The 19,064-nt window shown below is 41.4% G+C and carries 19 protein-coding genes; 11 read left to right on the forward strand and 8 right to left on the reverse strand.

Annotation, left to right across the window (positions count from 1 at the left end; all coding sequences use genetic code 11):
* Nucleotides 1-111: 111 nt before the first annotated feature.
* Nucleotides 112-633 carry a ribosome biogenesis factor YjgA gene (gene yjgA / locus PAARA_RS01280; RefSeq protein ID WP_062567435.1) on the reverse strand — a complete coding sequence of 174 codons (522 nt, stop codon included), beginning with the start codon at nucleotides 631-633 and terminating at the stop codon, nucleotides 112-114.
* 137 nt (nucleotides 634-770) lie between these two features.
* Between yjgA and pmbA the strand changes: the two genes are divergently transcribed.
* Both pmbA and PAARA_RS01290 read left to right on the forward strand, forming a co-directional pair.
* Nucleotides 771-2,108 carry a metalloprotease PmbA gene (gene pmbA, locus PAARA_RS01285; protein WP_062567275.1) on the forward strand — a complete coding sequence of 446 codons (1,338 nt, stop codon included), beginning with the start codon at nucleotides 771-773 and terminating at the stop codon, nucleotides 2,106-2,108.
* Nucleotides 2,109-2,238: 130 nt separating this feature from the next.
* Nucleotides 2,239-2,655 carry a VOC family protein gene (locus PAARA_RS01290; protein WP_062567276.1) on the forward strand — a complete coding sequence of 139 codons (417 nt, stop codon included), beginning with the start codon at nucleotides 2,239-2,241 and terminating at the stop codon, nucleotides 2,653-2,655.
* 108 nt (nucleotides 2,656-2,763) lie between these two features.
* Here the strand turns inward: PAARA_RS01290 and PAARA_RS01295 are convergent, their stop codons facing one another.
* Nucleotides 2,764-3,423: a LiaF domain-containing protein gene (locus PAARA_RS01295; protein WP_062567277.1), complete on the reverse strand. Its 660-nt coding sequence runs from the start codon at nucleotides 3,421-3,423 to the stop codon at nucleotides 2,764-2,766.
* Nucleotides 3,424-3,752: 329 nt separating this feature from the next.
* Between PAARA_RS01295 and PAARA_RS01300 the strand changes: the two genes are divergently transcribed.
* From PAARA_RS01300 to PAARA_RS01305, 3 genes are all read left to right on the forward strand, one after another.
* On the forward strand, nucleotides 3,753-4,319 hold the full coding sequence (locus tag PAARA_RS01300; protein ID WP_062567278.1) for a BON domain-containing protein: 567 nt from the start codon (nucleotides 3,753-3,755) through the stop codon (nucleotides 4,317-4,319).
* A gap of 61 nt (nucleotides 4,320-4,380) precedes the next feature.
* The gene (locus PAARA_RS20320) at nucleotides 4,381-4,539 is read left to right on the forward strand and encodes a YqaE/Pmp3 family membrane protein (RefSeq protein ID WP_064971745.1); all 159 of its coding nucleotides are present in this window, start codon (nucleotides 4,381-4,383) and stop codon (nucleotides 4,537-4,539) included.
* 243 nt (nucleotides 4,540-4,782) lie between these two features.
* Nucleotides 4,783-4,995: a hypothetical protein gene (locus PAARA_RS01305; protein WP_062567279.1), complete on the forward strand. Its 213-nt coding sequence runs from the start codon at nucleotides 4,783-4,785 to the stop codon at nucleotides 4,993-4,995.
* Here the strand turns inward: PAARA_RS01305 and PAARA_RS01310 are convergent.
* On the reverse strand, nucleotides 4,980-7,007 hold the full coding sequence (locus PAARA_RS01310) for a methyl-accepting chemotaxis protein (protein WP_062567280.1): 2,028 nt from the start codon (nucleotides 7,005-7,007) through the stop codon (nucleotides 4,980-4,982). The genes PAARA_RS01305 and PAARA_RS01310 overlap by 16 nt on opposite strands.
* Before the next feature lie 122 nt (nucleotides 7,008-7,129).
* On the opposite strand from PAARA_RS01310, the gene PAARA_RS01315 reads away from it, so the two are divergent.
* Nucleotides 7,130-7,900, forward strand: coding sequence for a Rossmann-fold NAD(P)-binding domain-containing protein (locus PAARA_RS01315; RefSeq protein WP_062567281.1), 771 nt, complete (start codon nucleotides 7,130-7,132; stop codon nucleotides 7,898-7,900).
* A gap of 4 nt (nucleotides 7,901-7,904) precedes the next feature.
* On the opposite strand, the gene hutC is transcribed toward PAARA_RS01315, so the two are convergent.
* The gene (gene hutC / locus PAARA_RS01320; protein ID WP_062567282.1) at nucleotides 7,905-8,612 is read right to left on the reverse strand and encodes a histidine utilization repressor; all 708 of its coding nucleotides are present in this window, start codon (nucleotides 8,610-8,612) and stop codon (nucleotides 7,905-7,907) included.
* Between the two features lie 153 nt (nucleotides 8,613-8,765).
* On the opposite strand from hutC, the gene hutI reads away from it, so the two are divergent.
* Nucleotides 8,766-10,007, forward strand: a complete 1,242-nt coding sequence (gene hutI, locus PAARA_RS01325) for an imidazolonepropionase (protein ID WP_062567283.1) — start codon at nucleotides 8,766-8,768, stop codon at nucleotides 10,005-10,007.
* Nucleotides 10,008-10,127: 120 nt separating this feature from the next.
* The gene (locus PAARA_RS01330; protein WP_209438162.1) at nucleotides 10,128-11,801 is read left to right on the forward strand and encodes a GGDEF domain-containing phosphodiesterase; all 1,674 of its coding nucleotides are present in this window, start codon (nucleotides 10,128-10,130) and stop codon (nucleotides 11,799-11,801) included.
* Nucleotides 11,802-11,886: 85 nt separating this feature from the next.
* Here the strand turns inward: PAARA_RS01330 and PAARA_RS01335 are convergent, their stop codons facing one another.
* Nucleotides 11,887-12,936, reverse strand: a complete 1,050-nt coding sequence (locus PAARA_RS01335) for a formimidoylglutamase (protein WP_062567285.1) — start codon at nucleotides 12,934-12,936, stop codon at nucleotides 11,887-11,889.
* Nucleotides 12,937-12,941: 5 nt separating this feature from the next.
* Entirely contained in the window at nucleotides 12,942-13,442 is a 501-nt protein-coding gene (gene rraA / locus PAARA_RS01340; protein ID WP_062567286.1) for a ribonuclease E activity regulator RraA, read from the reverse strand.
* Nucleotides 13,443-13,654: 212 nt separating this feature from the next.
* Here rraA and PAARA_RS01345 point away from each other — a divergent pair, with 212 nt between their 5' ends.
* From PAARA_RS01345 to PAARA_RS01355, 3 genes are all read left to right on the forward strand, one after another.
* Nucleotides 13,655-14,191, forward strand: coding sequence for a phosphatase PAP2 family protein (locus PAARA_RS01345; protein ID WP_062567287.1), 537 nt, complete (start codon nucleotides 13,655-13,657; stop codon nucleotides 14,189-14,191).
* Nucleotides 14,188-15,237 carry an MJ1255/VC2487 family glycosyltransferase gene (locus tag PAARA_RS01350; protein ID WP_062567288.1) on the forward strand — a complete coding sequence of 350 codons (1,050 nt, stop codon included), beginning with the start codon at nucleotides 14,188-14,190 and terminating at the stop codon, nucleotides 15,235-15,237. The genes PAARA_RS01345 and PAARA_RS01350 overlap by 4 nt, the downstream gene beginning before the upstream one ends.
* A 92-nt stretch (nucleotides 15,238-15,329) precedes the next feature.
* Nucleotides 15,330-17,210, forward strand: a complete 1,881-nt coding sequence (locus PAARA_RS01355; RefSeq protein ID WP_062567289.1) for a methyl-accepting chemotaxis protein — start codon at nucleotides 15,330-15,332, stop codon at nucleotides 17,208-17,210.
* A gap of 70 nt (nucleotides 17,211-17,280) precedes the next feature.
* On the opposite strand, the gene PAARA_RS01360 is transcribed toward PAARA_RS01355, so the two are convergent.
* Both PAARA_RS01360 and hslU read right to left on the reverse strand, forming a co-directional pair.
* On the reverse strand, nucleotides 17,281-17,655 hold the full coding sequence (locus tag PAARA_RS01360; protein ID WP_062567290.1) for a gamma-butyrobetaine hydroxylase family protein: 375 nt from the start codon (nucleotides 17,653-17,655) through the stop codon (nucleotides 17,281-17,283).
* Between the two features lie 75 nt (nucleotides 17,656-17,730).
* The gene (gene hslU / locus PAARA_RS01365; protein ID WP_062567291.1) at nucleotides 17,731-19,059 is read right to left on the reverse strand and encodes an HslU--HslV peptidase ATPase subunit; all 1,329 of its coding nucleotides are present in this window, start codon (nucleotides 19,057-19,059) and stop codon (nucleotides 17,731-17,733) included.
* Between the last annotated feature and the right edge of the window lie 5 nt (nucleotides 19,060-19,064).

The raw sequence follows: 19,064 nt of genomic DNA on the forward strand, positions 1-19,064 counted from the left end.
CTCAGAGCCTTTTTTGTATATGTTTTATTTTTCAGGAAGCATTTCAACGCAGGAATGGCTGTAAAAATCCGTACCATTTACATCAAGCGGCTTTCAGTTTATTAAAATAATTTAAACCATAATTGCATCTTTCAGATACTGGAATAATTCTTTGTAACTCTTAGCTGGTTTTTCTGCTTTGACTTCTTTGGCAGCGCCACGCACTAACTGGCGCATTTTTTGGCGCTCAAGTGCTGGATATTGCTCAATCGTTGGATTAATTAAGTCATCACCTTGCTTGATTAAATCATCTCGAAGCTTTTCGATTTTATTCATTAATACATCAGCTTGGTTATTTTTGTTCAGCATGATGTCAATCATGGCCTGAATTTCGTCCACGTTTTCTGTGGTACGTAATACTTTGGCGATGTAGTTTAAGTTACGGCGGTAAGCATCACTCTTATCACTGACTTTATCAGAAACAACTAACGCTTCTTTTAAATCGTGATTGAGCGGTAAACGATCACGTTGCTTTTTCGGCATTTTTGCGATTTCAGCACCCAGACCATGATATTGCATGGCTTCACGTTTTAATTCGCTTTTTGATACGTAAATAATTTCTTCTTCGATAAGTGGCTTTTTCTTCTTCGCCATAAGGATGCTCATTCAGTAAACTTAACTATTGGCTATTATACGTCATTTAGTTAATGATTAATATTAGCTGATGCACGTCTCGCAGTGTGTTAGCATTCGTTACACTATAAAAAATAGCAGAACCTAGGACACACAAGATGAAAGATCCTATTTATCAACACATTTCTGAAGTTAAAGACGCGGTCAGCGAAGTGCTAGAGCATGCAAAAAAGCTCGGTGCAACTGCAGCAGAAGCGGCGATGTCGAGCACCTCAGGTTTGTCTGTCAGCACGCGCATGGGCGAAGTTGAAACAATAGAGTTTAACCAAGACGGTGGCTTAGGTATCAGTGTTTATGTGGGTAATAACAAAGGCTCTGCTTCAACGGCCGACTTAAACCCTAAAACATTACGTACAGTGGTCGAAAAAGCCATTGATATCGCAAAATTCACTTCTGATGATCCATACAATGGAATCGCTGATAAAGAGCTACTTGAGTTTGCGCCGCTCGATTTAGATTTATACCACCCGTGGGAAGTAAGCCCAGAGCAAGGTATTGAACTTTGTCATCAAGCAGAGCAGGCGGCACTAAACGCCGATGAGCGTATTGTCAATTCAGATGGGGCGAGTTTTTCTTCTCACCAAGGTTTACGTGTTTATGGTAACAGCCATGGCATGGTTGCAGGTTACCCGCGCACGCGTCATAGCATTAGCACTATGGTGATTGGTAAAGAAGGCGAGCAAATGCAGCGCGATTCTGCGTATACCGTAGCGCGCCATAAAGATGATTTAAACGACGCTGCAAAAGTGGGCCTCGAAGCGGCAACAGAAACCTTGGCTAAACTTAATAGCCAAAAGCTCGGTACTATGAAAGTGCCTGTTATCTTTAGAGCAGATATTGCCAATTCATTATTCGGTCATTTAGTGTCGGCGATTGGCGGTGGTGCGCTTTATCGTAAATCGAGTTTCTTGCTTGATAGCCTAGGGACTAAAGTATTTAGCGATTGTGTGAATATCTCTGAGCGCCCGCATTTATTAAAAGGTTTAGCGTCTTCACCGTTTGATGCTGAAGGTTTAAAAACCGTCGATCGTGAAATTATTCAAGGTGGTGAGCTGCAAACTTACCTGTTAGCAAGCTATGCAGCACGCAAACTGTCTATGGCACCAACGGGTCATGCTGGTGGTATTCATAACTGGTTAGTTGAGCAAACGCATGCTGATTTGAACGCGTTATTAAAAACCATGGGCACAGGTTTATTAGTGACTGAACTTATGGGCCAAGGTGTGAACACAGTGACTGGTGATTACTCACGTGGCGCAGCGGGCTTCTGGGTTGAGAGTGGCGAAATTCAATACCCAGTAAGTGAAATCACGATTGCTGGTAACTTAAAAGATATGTTTAAAGCGGTCGTTGGCTTAGGTGGTGACATTGAGCGCCGTGGCGGTATTCAAACAGGCTCTGTATTAATTGAACAAATGCAGGTTGCAGGAAGTTAATTCATCAATAATTAATCATTTTTTAAAAGCCTCACTTTAGTGGGGTTTTTTTATTTGAAAAAGCGCTTTACCTAAACTTAACTTGAGGTTTTATCTTGGTGGCAGTTTAAAAATAAAAAGGAAATCCATCATGTATTTAGAACACGTAAACCTTGTTGTTAGTAATGTTGATGCCATGCTGCACTTTTATAAAGTCGCATTCCCGCACTGGCGTGTGCGTAGTCAAGGTGACAGCACATGGTCTGGCAAACCACGCAAATGGCTGCACTTTGGTGATGATTACCAATACCTTGCACTGAGTGATAACGGTGAAGATGAAAATCGTGATTTAGCGGGTCATCAAGTTGGCCTTGCCCATTTTGCTTATGTGACAAACGACATTAACGCCGTCATTGAACGTCTTGTTTCAGCCGGTTATGAAATTGATAAACGGGGTCCAGAAAATCCATACCGAAAAAATGTTTACTTTATCGACCCCGCAGGTTTTGAAGTTGAGTTTGTAGAGTATTTCAGTGATATTCCAAGTGAAAGGAATAATGATCTTTGATGTTGCCGTGAAATTTATGTCGCGCGGTAGTTGTAGCTGCGGGTTGACCCCGCGTCATTGGTTACCTATTGCGCGATGTAAAATCGCGCCTACAATACCTCGCAACTTTTACTGCACCCTATTCATTTCTTTCCAACTGGCTTTTAGGCTATTGGCAAAGCTGATGAACTTTTCTTTCATGGTACGCTTTACTTTGATCTCCACTGAGCCTAGCCATACGTTACCTTCAATGGTAATGGTTGGGCCCTGACCTTTATTTAGAGCAACTGACTTGTTTTCTACGCTGCCAATAACGCTAAACAGTTTAGATACCACATTAACGTGTTCAGGCACGTAGATCTCGTCGTTACCTAAAATACAGTTTACGTAAATAGTGACATGCTGATGCTGGAAAATCGCTTCACTAAAGTCGAGCTCAATTGAACCTAGGCAGTTTGTGAGGTGAATTTCTTTTGGCACAAGCCACTGGCCGCTGCGTTCATTTGAACCAAGAATACTACGTAACTGTAAGTTTTCATTATCATTGCTATGACTGTAGTGAGGTTTAAATTGAGCATGTTTATGTGATTTGTAATCAGTATCAGCTTTTAGCGCTAAGTCAGCAACAAGCTCAACAAGTACTTCGTTGCTGGTGGCCGCCATTGCTTGATCTAGTCGGCGTTCAAATGCCTCAGCTGAAATAACGGCATGACTGTAGTTATAAATGAGTTGATCGATGACTTCTTCTCTTACTTGATCGATTGGGCGATCTTCAAGTTTAACGGCCATGGTAGTTCCCTGTTGTAATTATAAAGTGATTGTTCTGTTATTGGATATGTAGCAAAGCTCAGGCCAAAGTTTATTTATATAAAAATCAATGTATTGTGTTTTTTGGCTTGTTAGTAACTTCGTTAAATTAACCATAGATTAATATTATCTGCAACTAATTGGTCATTTTTGCAACATTGTGAACTTATTACCGAGCAGCCTGTAAATTGTTACCTAGAAGAATATAACCATTATATGACTAAATTCATAAGGTGTTGATATATAAGGGTTAAATAGTTGGCATTAAAGTCGCATTAGTTAATTCGTCTTTAATCAAAAGGAGAAAGATTATGAATACATTCAACAAGTCTATGATTGCCGCGTTAGTTATTGGTGCTACTAGCATGTCAGCTCAGGCAAGCAGCTGGGAAAATGAAAGTAAAGATGCTTGGATTGATGGTAAGGCAGAAACTGTTCTTTTAATGAACACAAATCTAAACAACTTTGATATCAACACAGATGTAAAAAATGGCAAGGTTGTACTAACTGGTAAAGTGAAAAGTGAGCTTGATAAAGAATTAGCGGAAGAGCTAGTACTGAGCTTAGACGGCGTAACTGATGTTGAAAACAAGCTTACAGTTGTAAAAGACATGAAGACTAAGCACGCCAAAAAAGATATGGGCGACTCAGCTGAAAGTGACTTAACAGATGCAAAAATCAGCACTGTAATTACTACACGCTTCCTATTTAACTCAGAAGTAGGTGGTACTGATATCGATGTAGATACTGATAATGGTGTTGTAACCCTTAAAGGTACCGTTGAATCTGAAGCTGAAAAACAACTTGCAGTAAGCATTGCAGAAAATGCTGAAGATGTTCGCAAAGTAATCGATGAATTAACGATTGTTGCTGAATAATAAGTAATTAATGAAAGCCCAGCTTTGGCTGGGTTTTTATTTTATTTTCAAGGAGTGAATCATGGATTTAATTCGCATTATATTGTCAGTTTTAATTCCCCCATTAGGTGTATTTTTACAGGTAGGTTTAGGTGCACAATTCTGGATTAATATTCTTTTAACTCTATTAGGGTACATTCCAGGCTTGATTCATGCTGTGTATATTATTGCTAAACGATAATTGCACACAAGGATGATTTAGGAGCACTGCAAGGAAACGCTGTAGGAGTAACGGATTATAAACCGCAAGGAGTTACATAATGGAAAACGTAGCAAAGCACAATGGAAAGCAAGGAAGTAACAAGGCGTTATGGACAAGCGCACAATGGCAACGCTTTATGGAAAAGGTGAAAGGATAATTGCTAAGGAGCAGCAAATGGTAAGGAACCTAAAATGGATGAAGCTAGCGTAAGGAGGTGACTATATGGAACAAGTACAAACGCAATCAAAACAAGGAACGGATCAGCAAGGAGTTGCTTTATGGAATAAGCAGCAGTGGCAAGACTTTATGGATCATGCGAAAGCAGTTGCACCACAGGTAACAGGGAAGGCTGACGATAAAAACCCGATATTATCATCTTCAGGTGATATCGGGTTTTTAATCACATCAGCAATTTATCTTTATAATTTAAACTGATTAACAGTTCTATTTAGTGACACTGCTAATTCATTCAAATCACGGGCTTCATCAGCCAATTCATGAGCATGATCTGCTGTGCTATTCACTAAATGATTAATAGCCGCAAGGCTGTTATTGATATCTTCTGCCACCACTGTTTGTTGCTCCGTAGAGGTCGCAATTTGATGACTTTGATCTTGTACGTTTGTCACTGATTGTGCGATGTCTTGCAGTGCTGTCAGTACAATTTGTGTTTGTTCAACAGAGCCCTCAGCGCGTTCTTGCCCTTGTTGCATCATCGTGGATGCTTGTTGAGCACTCTGCTGTAACCTGCTGATCATATTACGAATATCATCTGTTGACTCTTGCGTACGGCTAGCTAATGAACGTACTTCGTCAGCAACCACTGCAAAACCTCGACCTTGCTCGCCTGCACGCGCTGCTTCAATGGCAGCATTAAGGGCCAGTAAATTAGTTTGTTCTGCAATAGAGTTGATTACATCGATGACGGCACCAATATTACCGCTTTCTTGCTCAAGACCAGCAACGACTTTAGACGCTTCACCAATGTGGCTTGCCAATGCGGTCATGACTGATTGAGCCTGTGTAGAACGGTTTGTGCCATCAACAGTAATGGTTTGTACTTGTTCAGCTGCATTATTGGTATTTTGTGCATTGCGCGAAATTTCGAGTACTGTTGAGGCCATTTCAGTGACAGCTGCACTAACACTGTCTACTTGTCGCTTTTCTTGTTGAATTTCATCATTGGTCTTTTGAGATACTGTTTTTAGCTGTGAAGCTGCTTGGCTTAACTGCTCCGCTTGTGCTGCAGTATTGAGCATCATTGCACGCAATTTATCAATAAAGGTGTTCATATGCAGGGCTAATTGGCCCACTTCATCGTGACTTTTTATATCAATTTTTTGTGTCAGGTCGCCATCTCCTGAGGCGATATCACGCATAATGTAAGTTAGTTTAGTCAGCGGTTTGGTGATCATTTGCGTAGCCCAAAAGATCATTGCAATGATAATCGTAAGAATAATGAACACTGATGTTGTGGTTGTCATTACCGCATCATTGACAGGCTCATCAATCATGCTGGTCGGAATTAAAATACCTACATACCAATCAAGATAAGGGGTTTCTAATTCAAGGCGATTGAAGACAACGTAATACTGCTCACCTTTAAAAGTGATGAAGCTACTACCGTCTTTTTTACTTTTCATAATGCGATTTAATTCGCTAAAGCCTGATGTATCGTTAAACTGTTTCTCTAGCGCTTCTAGGCCTTCTTTGCCATTTGGGCCTTCGTCGGTAATTGATAGTTTGTGACCTGTTCGTTTCGAAAGGTGCACAACTTTTTGGTTGCCATCAAGTAAAAAACCAAATCCTTGACCATTGAAACGAATATTTTCGACCATGTCGTTAATATTGTTGAGCTGTAAGTCGACACCACCAAAACCAATGAGTTTATTTTGTTTGTTATACACTGGTTGTTGTACAACCGCTGACGCATTGCCTGTGGTTAAGTCAACGGAAATAGGGCCGACATAGAGCTTATTTATTGCTAGAGCATCTTGCCACCAACCACGTTTATAAGCGTAATAAGGGTCACCGTTAAAGTGTGTAGTACGTTCATTTTCTTTAAAGTACTCACCGGTGGTTGCTGAGGCAAAAAAAGCAGATAGAATATTGTCATCATTACCACTAATGCGTACAAAGTCTTGATTGATGCTGTTGTACCCAGGTTGGTTATCAAGTGGTTGATCACGCTCAGTCCAATTTTCAAACCAATTCACTAAATGTGGGTTAGTAATAAAAGTTTCAACAACTTTACCATAGCGAGCAAAGTAACCTTGCATTGAAAGTCGCTCACTTTGTAGGTAACTGTCAGCTTCTCGCTGAATTGCTTGTCGTGATAAGTCAGCTATGTGACTAACAAAAAAGCTCGATGCGATGATAAGTAGTACACTGATCGTCCCACCGATAAGAAGTAATATTTTTTTACGTAAAGAGAGGTTGTTTAACATAGGTGCACGTGTTTTTATTATTAGCTAGAGTAATCTATCTAATCATATTTGCACCCAAATCGCTACAAGACAAAGTAAAGTTTGTTAATAAAATAATACATAATACAAGGGGATGTTACCAAGTGGTTGTTAATGATAATAAATTAGTGGTGCTAGGTGCTGGCTGGCTAGGTGAAGCACTTTGTCTTAAGGCAAATAAATTAGGTTGGCAGGTGCAAGGCACTGGAAGAGAGGTCAAGCATGACCACGACTTTCAACGCCAATTGATATTACAATCAGGTGGATTAAAGCACACTGTCTCTTTAAAAGACGCGTGGTGGGTATGTGCTATTCCACCTAAAAGCCGCGACACTCAAAGTGATTATCTAGCGACGCTTTCCGCCAGTCTAGAGTTAGCTAAATCGCTGCAATGCCGAGGCTTTATTTTATGTTCTTCAACGGGTGTATATAACAACGCTGATAATACATACACAGAGCAAAGTACTATTGAATGTTCGTCACCTCGCCAACAGCTGTTGTATGATGCTGAACAATGCGTGCTGCAAGCGGGTGGTAAAGTATTGCGGCTGGCGGGGTTAGTTGGGCCAAACCGCGAACCTGGGCGGTTTGTCGCAGGTAAGGAGCTTAAGAGTTCAAGTCAACAGCTCGTCAATATGGTGCATCGAGACGATGTTATTCATGCTATTTTCAAGTTGATCGAAGGTTGGCCTAATGCATCTGCAATCTATAATGTAGTCAACCCTGCTCATCCAACGAAAGTTGATTATTACCAACAAAAGTGTGCCGAGCAGGGTACCTCTGAGCCAAGTTTCACCAGCGATGAGGCCAAGATGCGAATCATTGATGGATCGGCTATTGAGTCTTTAGGTTTTCAATATCAGTGGTCAATTTAAGCGGTTATTTTTTAAAGGTTAAATGCCCTCCTAGCCTATACTTACTGCCGGGGGAGACTAAACGTGCAAAGCTTACGATCCCCTCAGAGCACCAAGTTCGACGAATAACCTGCAGGCAAGGCTCTTCATTGTAAAGGTTGAGCCACTGACACATTTCACTGTTTGGCATAATTGCTTCAACAGTGTGTCTTGCTTCTGTTAATGGGGCTGCACTTGAGAGATATTCGTGGGGAGTCAGGGTGTGAAAGTTCTGTTGCAAATAATCTTTAGCCAGCTTTGGATTGACGAAACGCTCTTCAACTTGTAGTGGTTGCTCATTTTCATTGTGGACAATAACACTTCGATACACATGGCTATCAACATCAACACTTAATGCTATGGCAATAGGTGCAATGGCTTGTATTGATTCCATTACTAAAACAGTACAGCTGTATTGGCCATTTCGAGCTTTTACTTCATCGGCAATATTTTTTATCTCAAGGAGAGAAGACTGTGACTTTAAACTGGCAACAAAGGTTCCAAGTCCTTGGCTACGAGTTAAAATACCAGCATCTGTCAGTTCACTTAATGCTCGTCTTGCAGTCATTCTACTTACTTTGAATTGATTCGTTAACTCATTCTCTGACGGTACTCGATCGTTTTCTTGCCATTGGCCGGAACGAATATTATCAACTATAAATTGCTTTATCTGTGCGAATTTAGTGATGCTCATTGAAGGCGGGTGTATAAAGTTAATAGTATGTTACAAGGTGGCATAATTATCTTGTATATACAAGGTGACTTGATAAACTTTACGTCTATTTTAGCTTACCTGCTTGAGAGCAAAGCTAAGTCAGGGCACTGCAAAATTTAGTATAGGTGAAAAATGCACACAATGAACAATGATGAGTCACACTGGGATCTACTAATTACAGATGCCAATATTGCTACCATGAACCCTGCTATTGATGCACCCTATGGTGCTATCGAAAATGGCGCTATTGCTGTTAAAGATGGCAAGATTGCTTGGTTAGGGAAACAAGCTGAGCTACCAAAGTTTGATGCATTAGCTACCCCAACTGTGTCAGTGAAAGGGCAGTGGCTTACACCCGGTTTAATTGATTGTCATACTCACCTTGTTTTTGCTGGAAGCCGTGCCGAAGAGTTTGAACAACGACTGCAAGGTGTCAGTTATGAGCAGATAGCTGCAAATGGCGGGGGGATTGCAAGCACAGTTCGTGCTACGCGTGAAGCTGATCATGAAACATTATTTGTTGCAGCAAAAGAGCGTTTGAATGCGCTGTTTTCAGAAGGGGTGACAACGGTTGAAATTAAATCAGGCTATGGCCTTGATTGTGAGAACGAAATTAAACTTCTTGAAGTTGCGCGCTTATTAGGTGAAAACCATCCGGTTGATGTGAAAACGACCTTCTTAGGCGCCCATGCACTGCCTTTAGAGTATAAAGGTCGTAGCGATGAGTATATCGATCTTGTCTGTGGTGAGATGTTAGAACGGGTCGTTCAGGCCAACTTAGCTGATGCGGTCGATGCATTTTGTGAGAATGTCGGGTTTAGCAATGAGCAAACACGGCGTGTATTTGAAGCCGCGAAGAAATATAACTTACCGGTTAAATTGCATGCTGAGCAGTTATCAAATCAGCATGGTGCAGAGCTTGTCGCTGAATTTAATGGCTTATCAGCCGATCATATTGAACATCTTGATGAGGCAGGCATTCAAGCTATGGCGAAAGCGGGTACTGCAGCAGTATTATTACCGGGTGCTTTTTACTTCTTAAGAGAAACAAAATATCCGCCAATAGAGCTGTTACAGCAGTACCAAGTGCCCATTGCTATTTCTACTGACTTTAACCCAGGTACCTCGCCATTGTGCTCTTTGCATTTGATGATGAATATGGCATGTACTATTTTTCGTATGACCCCAGAGCAAGCGTTAGCTGGGGTGACACGAAACGCCGCAGGTGCATTGGGTCTTGATGATCGTGGCGTCTTAAAAGTGGGTGCTCGTGCTGATATTGCCCATTGGCAAATATCTCATCCTGCACAATTAAGTTATCAGTTTGGTGTAAATAAACTGTCAAATCTGTGGATTTTGGGTAGACTAAATTAGATAGAACTTTTACACAGTTTGGATTACATGTCATTGATTGCTAGTTTAACAAGTGCCAGTACAAGTCTTCTCTTTGTGAGTGGAGATGTCATTGCTGTGTTTTTGGCAGGTGCACTGTTTATGGCTATGGTATGTGCGCTGTGTGTGACTCAAAATCCTATTTTACGACTCAGCCTAGTAGTCAATGGTATGCTTGGCCTTGCTATCCTGAGTTTAAGTGAGCCTTGGCTGATTTTGCTTTTGGCGATCAGTTTTTGCTTCCATCTTTGGCAAGCATTCAGAACCACTAATTGGCTAGCCATTATTATAAGTGTCACAGCAGCATTGTGTTTTGCGGTGTTGTTTTCTGCCCATTTATTATTGGATGTTGCTTTTTATTGGCTCGTATCTGCGGTAATAATGCTGACTGTGTCGGGCTTTTTCAACTACGAAGAAGCCAACGAAGAGGAAGAAGTTCCTTCTTTATTAACTCACCATAATGAAATAGATAAAACGCCTTTAAGTGACTTGCCTGATCGCAAAGCGCTGCAAGATGGCTTTTTACACTTTCGACAGCAACACCCGAATAATTGCGCTTTAGTCGTGATACGTTTAGAAGGCTTTGAAAGTGTAAATCAGCATATAGGTCGTGATTTTGGAGACTTGTTGCTTGCACAATCAGCCAGCCGTATAAAACATCAGTTAGAATCAGATTCTGTGCTTAGTGTCGAGGCTCCTTCGGGACTTCATGAGAAGCTTGCTCATTTAGGTGGATTAAATTTTGCGTTTATTTGTTCACTTGAAGAGCAACAACATCATCATGAGCAATTAATTAATAAAATTAGACAAGTAACCTTAAAGCCATTTAATGTGGCAAATTGCACCATTGAAGTGAAAGTCAGAGCCAGCTATGTTGGTTGTGATAATCCAGAACATAGTTTTGATAATTTGCTCTCGTTTGCCAACCTTGCGCTTGATGCCAACCCAAATAAGGAAATTGTGCCTTATCATGCAAATATGATGGTGGAACAGCTTGAACAACAAGCACGACTGCGCGAGCTGTCTAACCTTGATTTTGCCAGTGAATTAGAGCTGTATTTTCAACCGATTATACGTAATAGTGATGAGCGCATAGAGTTTTTAGAGTTACTATTGCGATGGCAGCACCCAAAGCAAGGTATTTTGGCTGCTAATAAGTTCATTGATGATATACGTGTTGCAGGGCTTGGTTATCCTGTCGCTGCGTATGTAATAGAGCGAGCTGCAGAGCTTGCGATGGCGCTGAGAATGGAAGGGATTGAGCTTCCTTTAAGTATTAATGTGTTTGGCCCCGAAATGCTCAATGAAGAGTTTATTGAATTTGTTGATCGTATTTTCAGTGAACACCGCTTAGAGATTGGTGACTTGATCATTGAATGCCCACTTGATTTGTTTATGAATCTTGATGACCAAGGCAAAGCGATGATAGCCAGATTAAATAGTATTGGTATCAAATTATGTGTAGATGGGTTTGGTGATACTCCTATTTTACTTTCAAAACTGCCAAACTTAAATGTCGAGTACATAAAAGTAGCTCCGTCGCTCACCGCTGACTTTGCTCATCAAAGCCAAGTGCGTAGCTTAGTGTCTGGTATGGTTGATATGCACAACCAAAACAATGCAAAAGTAATATGCGAAGGGGTAGAAACTCAAGAGCATCTTAAGTTTGTTAAGTCGCTTAATGCCTATGCGGCTCAAGGATATTATTTTAGTTATCCATTGAGTAGTGTAGGGATGATGTCTTGGTTAAAACAGTGGCGCTTAGAGCATCAATGATTATAGCTGTGGGTTTACCCCACGTTGCTTATTACGTGATACAAATTGCGCGATATAAAATCGCGCCTACAATCTTAACCTCGAACTAACCTGCTTCCCTGGCTTGTAAGTAAGCGTTCACAAGGGCGGTGATGATTTGGCCAGCATCGTTCATTCCTGCTTCTAAACCAACCGGATGTTGTGAGGGCGCACCTTCGCATAAGTGCAAGTAATGCGCATTGCTGTTGCTTGCTGCTACATGTACAAAGTGTTCTGCATCAGCGACACTAAACCCGCAGTTTGTATAAGCACTCACAGGCATGAGTGAAATACTGTCGAGATCGACTTCAACTCCTAATGGCGCTTTACTTAAACGCGCTGTTGCTTGTTTGCATGCAGTTGATAGGTCAATAGTACGACGTACTTGGATATCTTGATAGCTATCAAAGGTGAAGTGAGCACTTTTGAGTGCATCAAGGATCGCTTGATTATTTTTAAACTCATGCAAGCCAATGACGTGATAATCAGCGAGATGATTTTCTTCAAAGGCATACCTAAAGCCATTGCCGCTGTGACGACCTTCGCATGCTCTAAAATCTGCATGAGGGTCAAGGTTTATAGCATGAACTGGTTTATTATACTGTTTACTTAAGGCTCGCAAAATTCCTAAGCAATTGTTGTGTCCACCGCCAATAACGATAGGTTCTAAACCAGCAGCGAAAATCATCGCAAGCACGTGCTCAACGCGGGTATCTATTTGTGCACAAAGCTGGCGTAGCTTAGCCAAATCGTCATCGTTTTTATTATCAAGGTGTGTGGCTTGTTGGTGTAAATCATCAAGTGCCACTTCGCCTAGCAATAATACACGCTCGTGATTTAAAAACTGGTTATGTGACTGGTTAAGAAATCGCTTTAAAAAGGCAGGCCATGCTTGGTGTGAGCCGCCATTACCTAAATTTGCTCGTGGGCCAATATCTTCACATACCCCAACTAATACATAGCGAATACCGAAATGTTTCGCATCAATTAAAGCTTGTTGGGCATTAACATGGGTATCCAATAAAGACAGTGCTTGCCATGCTTTTTGTTCATTTAAGCGGCGTGTACATAAATGTTCTACAGCCGCTCGTTCATAAATTTTAAGGTAATCAGTCACCGAGTTTAGTCTTCTTCTATTACTTCTAACTCTAATTCTTCGGCAGATAAAAGAATGCCAGTGCTATCTGCATAGATAAAGTCGTCATCAAAAAACGACACTCCTGCAAAGTTAACACCAATGCCATCTTCGCCGGCACCTTCGCTGTCAGCTGCAACGGGAATCGAAGCAATCGCTTGAACGCCTAAGTCGAGTTCTTCTAACTCATCAACATGACGTATTGCACCGTAAACGATGATGCCTTGCCAATTATTTTCCAATGCAATTTCAGCCAGCTCAATATCGATTAATGCACGGCGAGTGGAACCGCCACCATCAACGAGTAGAACGCTATCAGTTCCATCTGTTGATAAAATCTCGCGGATCAGCTCATTGTTTTCAAAGCATTTAACAGTTTTTACTCGACCACTAAAGCTTGGGCGTCCACCAAAATTAATAAACATTGGTTCGAGCACATCAACCACATCTGCAAAGTGGTCGCATAAATCCGAAGTGCTGTAATCCATTTTTTCATCCTCTAAAGAGACTGTCTGTTTAGTATTCAGTATACCTTGATACAACTCAATAACAACGACTTAATGTGGGTTTATTGGTTTAAATCAAAGGATTTTGTACACCGCAACATTAGTGTCTCAAAAGCGTCACCTAATTGTTATTTTTAACGCCTAAGCTGAGATGAGTATAAAAATTAGGCGCAAAGTATGACAAGGAGCTCACCATGGCAAACAACATACTTACAAGGTTAGCAAAGGTTGATGAGCAGCTGTTTTTGAGTGTCTTCAATGACGCTTCTCCAAACTGGGTGAAAAAGTCAGCAATCGGTTTATCAAAGACGGGAGATGGCGGGTTATATGTGGTGTTGCTCATTGGTCTTTGGTGGTTTACAGAGCAATTACACTTTCAGCAACTTGCACAGTGCCTATTGCTGGGCTTCGCGATAGAACGGCCTATCTATTTCTTAGCAAAAAAGCGGATTGCAAGGGTGCGTCCATGTGATTGCTTAGTTCAAGGTGCTTATTTGATCCCGAGTGACCAGTTTAGTTTACCGTCAGGGCATAGTGCAGGGGCATTTGTCGTGGCCACAATATTGGCTATTTATTTTCCTGAGCTTTCATTTGTCTGTTTTATGTGGGCATCAGGTGTCGCCATATCAAGAGTGATAATTGGGGTGCATTATCCTGCCGATGTATTAATAGGGGCGGCGATGGGGTCGTGTTGTGCAATGTTAGCTGTAATGGTGGTGGAATATCTATGAGAATTTTATATGGTATCCAAGGGACGGGAAATGGTCATATTACACGTGCTCGTGTCATGGCAACGACCTTTAGTGCATTGGATGTTGAGGTAGACTATGTGTTTTCTGGTCGAACTGAGCTTGATTACTTTGATATGGACGATTTTGCCGACTACAGAACATTTCGGGGTTTATCGTTTAATAGTAAATCAGGGCAGGTTGATAGTATAAAAACCCTAAAGAATGCACGCCCTTTACAGCTATTAAAAGATATTAAAAACTTAGACTTACGCCACTATGATTTAGTGTTCAATGACTTTGAGCCTATTACAGCGTGGGCGGCAAGGCAGCAAGGTGTACCTGTAGTGGGTATGAGCCATCAAGCTGCATTTTTATCAGATAAAGTGCCTATGTTTGGTCGGGCTTTCTTGCGGCGTGCACTTATACGTAATTATGCACCAGCGAATGTTTATCTAGGTGTGCACTGGCAACCTTACGCTGAGAATATTATTCCACCATTTATTGCAAATCATCACCATGACAACCCTGTAATGGTCGAAAACAAAGTACTTGTATATTTACCATTTGAAAACCTAGACAGTGTTGTTGATTATTTGAAGGATTTCCCTGAACGTGAGTTCTATTGCTATCACCCCAATGCCAAGGATAGCTCGGTGGGGAATATTCATTTGCGTGCGCCATCAAGAGTCGGCTTTTTAAATGATTTAGCCAATGCGGGGGGCGTTATCGGTAATGCAGGGTTTGAGCTTGCCAGTGAAGCGTTACAATTAGGCAAAAAGCTACTCTTAAAGCCGCTTGGCAAACAATTTGAGCAAGGGATTAATGCACAAACGTTATTAGCGATGGGGGCTGCTCATGTAATGAGCTATTTGAATCCAAATGCAATGGATGATTGGCTTCAATCCCCCCAAAATAAAAAACTGAATTTTCCGAGTGATCCGGCCCCATTAGTCGACTGGTTGCAGAAAAAACAATGGCAACAGCTAGATAAGTTGCATCATCATTTATGGCAACAGGTTGATCTGGGACAAAAAATCATTGTCTAAGCGTTTCTTATAGCGGAAAATGCATGCAAAATTTAGCTGCTTTCAATAATTTAGCTATACTCTAAAATGCATATTTCGATGGGGCACTTTGAATGAATGTATTACAAAACTTAACTATAAAGCGTCGTTTACAGTTAAACGCGCTAGTTGTTGGTCTTGCAATGGTTGTGATGCTGTGTGTAATTATCTTTGAGTCGCGCATGATGCTCAAGCTCAATGAAACGATTCAAAATGCTGAAGAGCTCGATATTCATGAGCTTTCAATGCGTAAGCATGAGAAAAACTTTCTATTTTACAAAGATGTAGATAGCCTTGAGTTATTCGAAAAAGAATATGATGGCCTAAAAAACAAAATGGCACGCCTTGATGAATTACTTGTTGATTTATCAATGGATGTAAGCAAGCTAAATGAATTCAGAGGGCTTGCGAAAGCCTACTATGAAGATTTTCAAGCAGTTGTTGTACTGCAAAAGAAAATCGGTCTACACCCCAAAGATGCGCTTTATGGTGACTTAAGAGGGGCTGTTCATCAGGTCGAGACTTTACTAAGTGAGCGCGAGAACTATCGTTTGTTAACGCTCATGTTACAGTTGCGCCGTGCAGAAAAAGATTTTATGTTGCGCTTTGACTTAAAATATTTAAGTAAGTTTGATGACCTAGTTGAAACATTCAAAACAGAGATCAGAAACTCACGATTCGATGCCAGTTATGAAAGTCAGTTACTGAGCTTACTAACCACCTATCAAACGAAATTTAAAGCATTAGTCGATGCACAGGTGGCACTTGGCCTTGATTTAGAGTCAGGCGCATTAGGTGAAATGAAAGCCAGTGTTGAGAAAAGTGATGCGATTGTGTCTGAACTTACTAATGACACCAAAGCGTTTGTGGAATCAAGCGCAGCGCAAGCGCAGTTTATTGCCGTTATGGTATTCATTATTGCCAGTATCGTGGTTATGGCGTTGGTTTATTTTACCAGCCGTTCTATTATTCAGCCAATTGAGCGTGTTTACCACACGATTAATGAGATTCGCCGCAGCAATGACTTAAGTATGGCGATTGCTCAGTCAGGTAAAGACGAAATTACCACTATGTCTATGGACTTTAATAGCTTGATTGGTGATTTTAAAAAGCTAATTTACGAGGTGAACACTGCACTTGGAACGCTTAATGTCGCTACTGAGCACTTATCAGAAACAACTGCTGCAACGAGTTCAGGCATGCAAGAGCAGTTACACGAAGCAGATATGGTTGCCACAGCAGCAACAGAAATGCAGGCAACGATTCAAGATATTTCTCATAACACTGAAGCGGCCGCTAAAAAAGCAGAGTCAACTAACTTAAGTGCTCAGCAAGGTCGCTCGGAAGTTGAATCAACCGTGGTGCAAATTAACCACCTGTCTGAATCATTGGGTAATGCGTCTAATGTTGTGTCTCAACTTGAAAAAGATGCCGAAACGATTGGCTCGGTACTTGATGTAATTCGGGGTATTGCAGAGCAAACCAACTTACTTGCTCTGAATGCGGCAATTGAAGCTGCTCGCGCAGGTGAGCAAGGGCGTGGCTTTGCTGTGGTTGCTGACGAAGTACGTTCACTGGCACAGCGCACGCAAGATTCAACTCAAGAGATTGAGAGTATTATCTCCACTCTACAAGGGCGTACTCAAGAAGTGGTGAGTATTATGCAAGAATGTCGAGCTCAAGGTGGTGAGAGTGCAGATCAAGCCAGCAAAGCCGGTGAGTTACTGCGTTCGATTACCGAAGATGTGCAAACCATCATGGAAATGAGTACACACATTGCAACGGCTATTGATGAGCAAAGCCAAGTAGCCTCTGAGGTTAACAAAAATGTGGTTCGCATTCGTGATATAGCTCAAGAAGCGTCAGGCCATGCGGCAACCAATGCGCAAACCAGCGAAGAAGTGTCTGAGCAAGCGCGTGTGCTTTATCAAGCAATTGATAAGTTTAAAGTTTAATACATTTTTTGTAGGTAAAAGAACAGCGCGTTGACTAGTCGTCATCGCGCTTTTTGATTTTTGATAGCCTCTAAGGCACAAACTTAATAGGCACGCTGTCTTTGTTAGCTTCGTGCTCTGTGACTCGCGTTTGGTATTGCTGCCAAAGTTCATCATGATTGGCTTGTAAGTCTGCTAAGTAATGCCAGCTGTATAAACCGCTGTTATGATTATCACTAAATACTAAGCGCAGAGCATAATGGCCAACCGGCTCAATCTTACTAATCGCTACTTGCTGTTTATCAAGCACCAGTTTCATAGGTTCGTTGCCATGGCCTTGTACTTCTGCTGAAGGCGAGTGAACACGCAAAAATTCAGCATTAAATCGCGCAATAGAGTCATCGTCAAAATGAACATCTAAGACTTTACTTACAGTGTGGTAATGAACTTTAGTGACTTCTTTCATGTCAGCCTCGATAGACGATTTATAAACTAAAAAGCCTCCAGTTGGAGGCTTTTGATTATAACGCTAATTTGTTGATTAAAGAATGAAGCGACTTAAGTCTTCATCTTCAACAAGTGCACCTAAGTGCTGTTCAACATAGCTTGCATCGATTGTCAGTTTTGAGCCTGCTTTTTCAGATGCATCAAATGAAATTTCTTCCATTAGTTTTTCCATCACAGTGTGCAGACGACGAGCACCAATGTTTTCGGTTTTCTCGTTAACTTGCCACGCAGCTTTAGCAATACGCTCAATTGCGTCATCAGTAAACTCAACATCAACTTGTTCTGTTTTTAACAGTTCACGTTGCTGCTCAGTGAGTGATGCATGAGGTTCGGTTAGAATGCGTTTGAAGTCATCTGCTGATAGTGCTTCAAGTTCAACACGAATAGGTAAGCGGCCTTGAAGTTCAGGGATCATATCTGATGGTTTAGACATCTGGAATGCGCCTGAGGCAATAAATAACATGTGGTCGGTTTTCACCATGCCGTGCTTAGTGCTAACTGTTGAGCCTTCGATAAGTGGTAGTAAGTCGCGTTGTACACCTTCACGACTTACATCAGGGCCAGATGCTTCACCACGTTTACAGATTTTATCAATCTCATCGATAAACACGATACCGTTTTGTTCAACTGCGAAAATAGCCTGCTCTTTTAACTCTTCAGGGTTAACCAGTTTTGCTGCTTCTTCTTCAACTAGTAGCTTAAATGCTTCTTTAATTTTTAGCTTACGCTTGCTGCGCTTGTCGCCACCCATATTTTGGAACATGCTCTGTAGCTGGTTGGTCATTTCTTCCATACCAGGCGGTGCCATAATCTCAACATTAGGCTGTGCTTGTGCAACATCGATATCAATTTCTTTATCGTCTAGCTGACCTTCACGTAATTTTTTACGGAAAGATTGACGAGTAGAAGAGTTCTCTTCTGTTTTTGACTCACCAAATGTATCGCGTGCTGGTGGCAATAAAGCATCTAAAATACGCTCTTCTGCCGCTTCTTCAGCGCGATATTTGAATTTCTTAGTTTGTTGTTCACGTGTCATTTTAATCGAAATATCAACTAAATCACGGATGATCGTCTCAACTTCTTTACCAACATAGCCCACTTCGGTGAACTTAGTTGCTTCCACTTTAATGAAAGGGGCATTAGCAAGTTTTGCAAGGCGGCGAGCAATTTCAGTTTTACCCACACCTGTAGGACCAATCATTAAAATGTTTTTTGGTGTTACTTCGGTACGTAAATCATAGCTCAGTTGCATACGGCGCCAGCGGTTACGTAGCGCGATTGAAACTGCTTTTTTAGCTTTTGCTTGGCCAATAATATGTTGATCAAGCTCGTGAACGATTTCTCTTGGCGTCATCTCAGACATAGCAG

Origin of the sequence: Pseudoalteromonas arabiensis, assembly GCF_001550155.1 — a bacterium.
In the GTDB taxonomy this organism is placed as follows: domain Bacteria; phylum Pseudomonadota; class Gammaproteobacteria; order Enterobacterales; family Alteromonadaceae; genus Pseudoalteromonas; species Pseudoalteromonas arabiensis.

What these genes read in the sequence shown, in the direction of transcription:
- yjgA (WP_062567435.1), bottom strand. Translation starts at nt 633, where the DNA reads ATGGCGAAGAAGAAAAAGCCACTTATCGAAGAAGAAATTATTTACGTA.
- pmbA (WP_062567275.1), top strand. Translation starts at nt 771, where the DNA reads ATGAAAGATCCTATTTATCAACACATTTCTGAAGTTAAAGACGCGGTC.
- PAARA_RS01290 (WP_062567276.1), top strand. Translation starts at nt 2,239, where the DNA reads ATGTATTTAGAACACGTAAACCTTGTTGTTAGTAATGTTGATGCCATG.
- PAARA_RS01295 (WP_062567277.1), bottom strand. Translation starts at nt 3,423, where the DNA reads ATGGCCGTTAAACTTGAAGATCGCCCAATCGATCAAGTAAGAGAAGAA.
- PAARA_RS01300 (WP_062567278.1), top strand. Translation starts at nt 3,753, where the DNA reads ATGAATACATTCAACAAGTCTATGATTGCCGCGTTAGTTATTGGTGCT.
- PAARA_RS20320 (WP_064971745.1), top strand. Translation starts at nt 4,381, where the DNA reads ATGGATTTAATTCGCATTATATTGTCAGTTTTAATTCCCCCATTAGGT.
- PAARA_RS01305 (WP_062567279.1), top strand. Translation starts at nt 4,783, where the DNA reads ATGGAACAAGTACAAACGCAATCAAAACAAGGAACGGATCAGCAAGGA.
- PAARA_RS01310 (WP_062567280.1), bottom strand. Translation starts at nt 7,007, where the DNA reads ATGTTAAACAACCTCTCTTTACGTAAAAAAATATTACTTCTTATCGGT.
- hutC (WP_062567282.1), bottom strand. Translation starts at nt 8,612, where the DNA reads ATGAGCATCACTAAATTCGCACAGATAAAGCAATTTATAGTTGATAAT.
- hutI (WP_062567283.1), top strand. Translation starts at nt 8,766, where the DNA reads ATGCACACAATGAACAATGATGAGTCACACTGGGATCTACTAATTACA.
- PAARA_RS01330 (WP_209438162.1), top strand. Translation starts at nt 10,128, where the DNA reads ATGGCTATGGTATGTGCGCTGTGTGTGACTCAAAATCCTATTTTACGA.
- rraA (WP_062567286.1), bottom strand. Translation starts at nt 13,442, where the DNA reads ATGGATTACAGCACTTCGGATTTATGCGACCACTTTGCAGATGTGGTT.
- PAARA_RS01345 (WP_062567287.1), top strand. Translation starts at nt 13,655, where the DNA reads ATGGCAAACAACATACTTACAAGGTTAGCAAAGGTTGATGAGCAGCTG.
- PAARA_RS01350 (WP_062567288.1), top strand. Translation starts at nt 14,188, where the DNA reads ATGAGAATTTTATATGGTATCCAAGGGACGGGAAATGGTCATATTACA.
- PAARA_RS01355 (WP_062567289.1), top strand. Translation starts at nt 15,330, where the DNA reads ATGAATGTATTACAAAACTTAACTATAAAGCGTCGTTTACAGTTAAAC.
- PAARA_RS01360 (WP_062567290.1), bottom strand. Translation starts at nt 17,655, where the DNA reads ATGAAAGAAGTCACTAAAGTTCATTACCACACTGTAAGTAAAGTCTTA.
- hslU (WP_062567291.1), bottom strand. Translation starts at nt 19,059, where the DNA reads ATGTCTGAGATGACGCCAAGAGAAATCGTTCACGAGCTTGATCAACAT.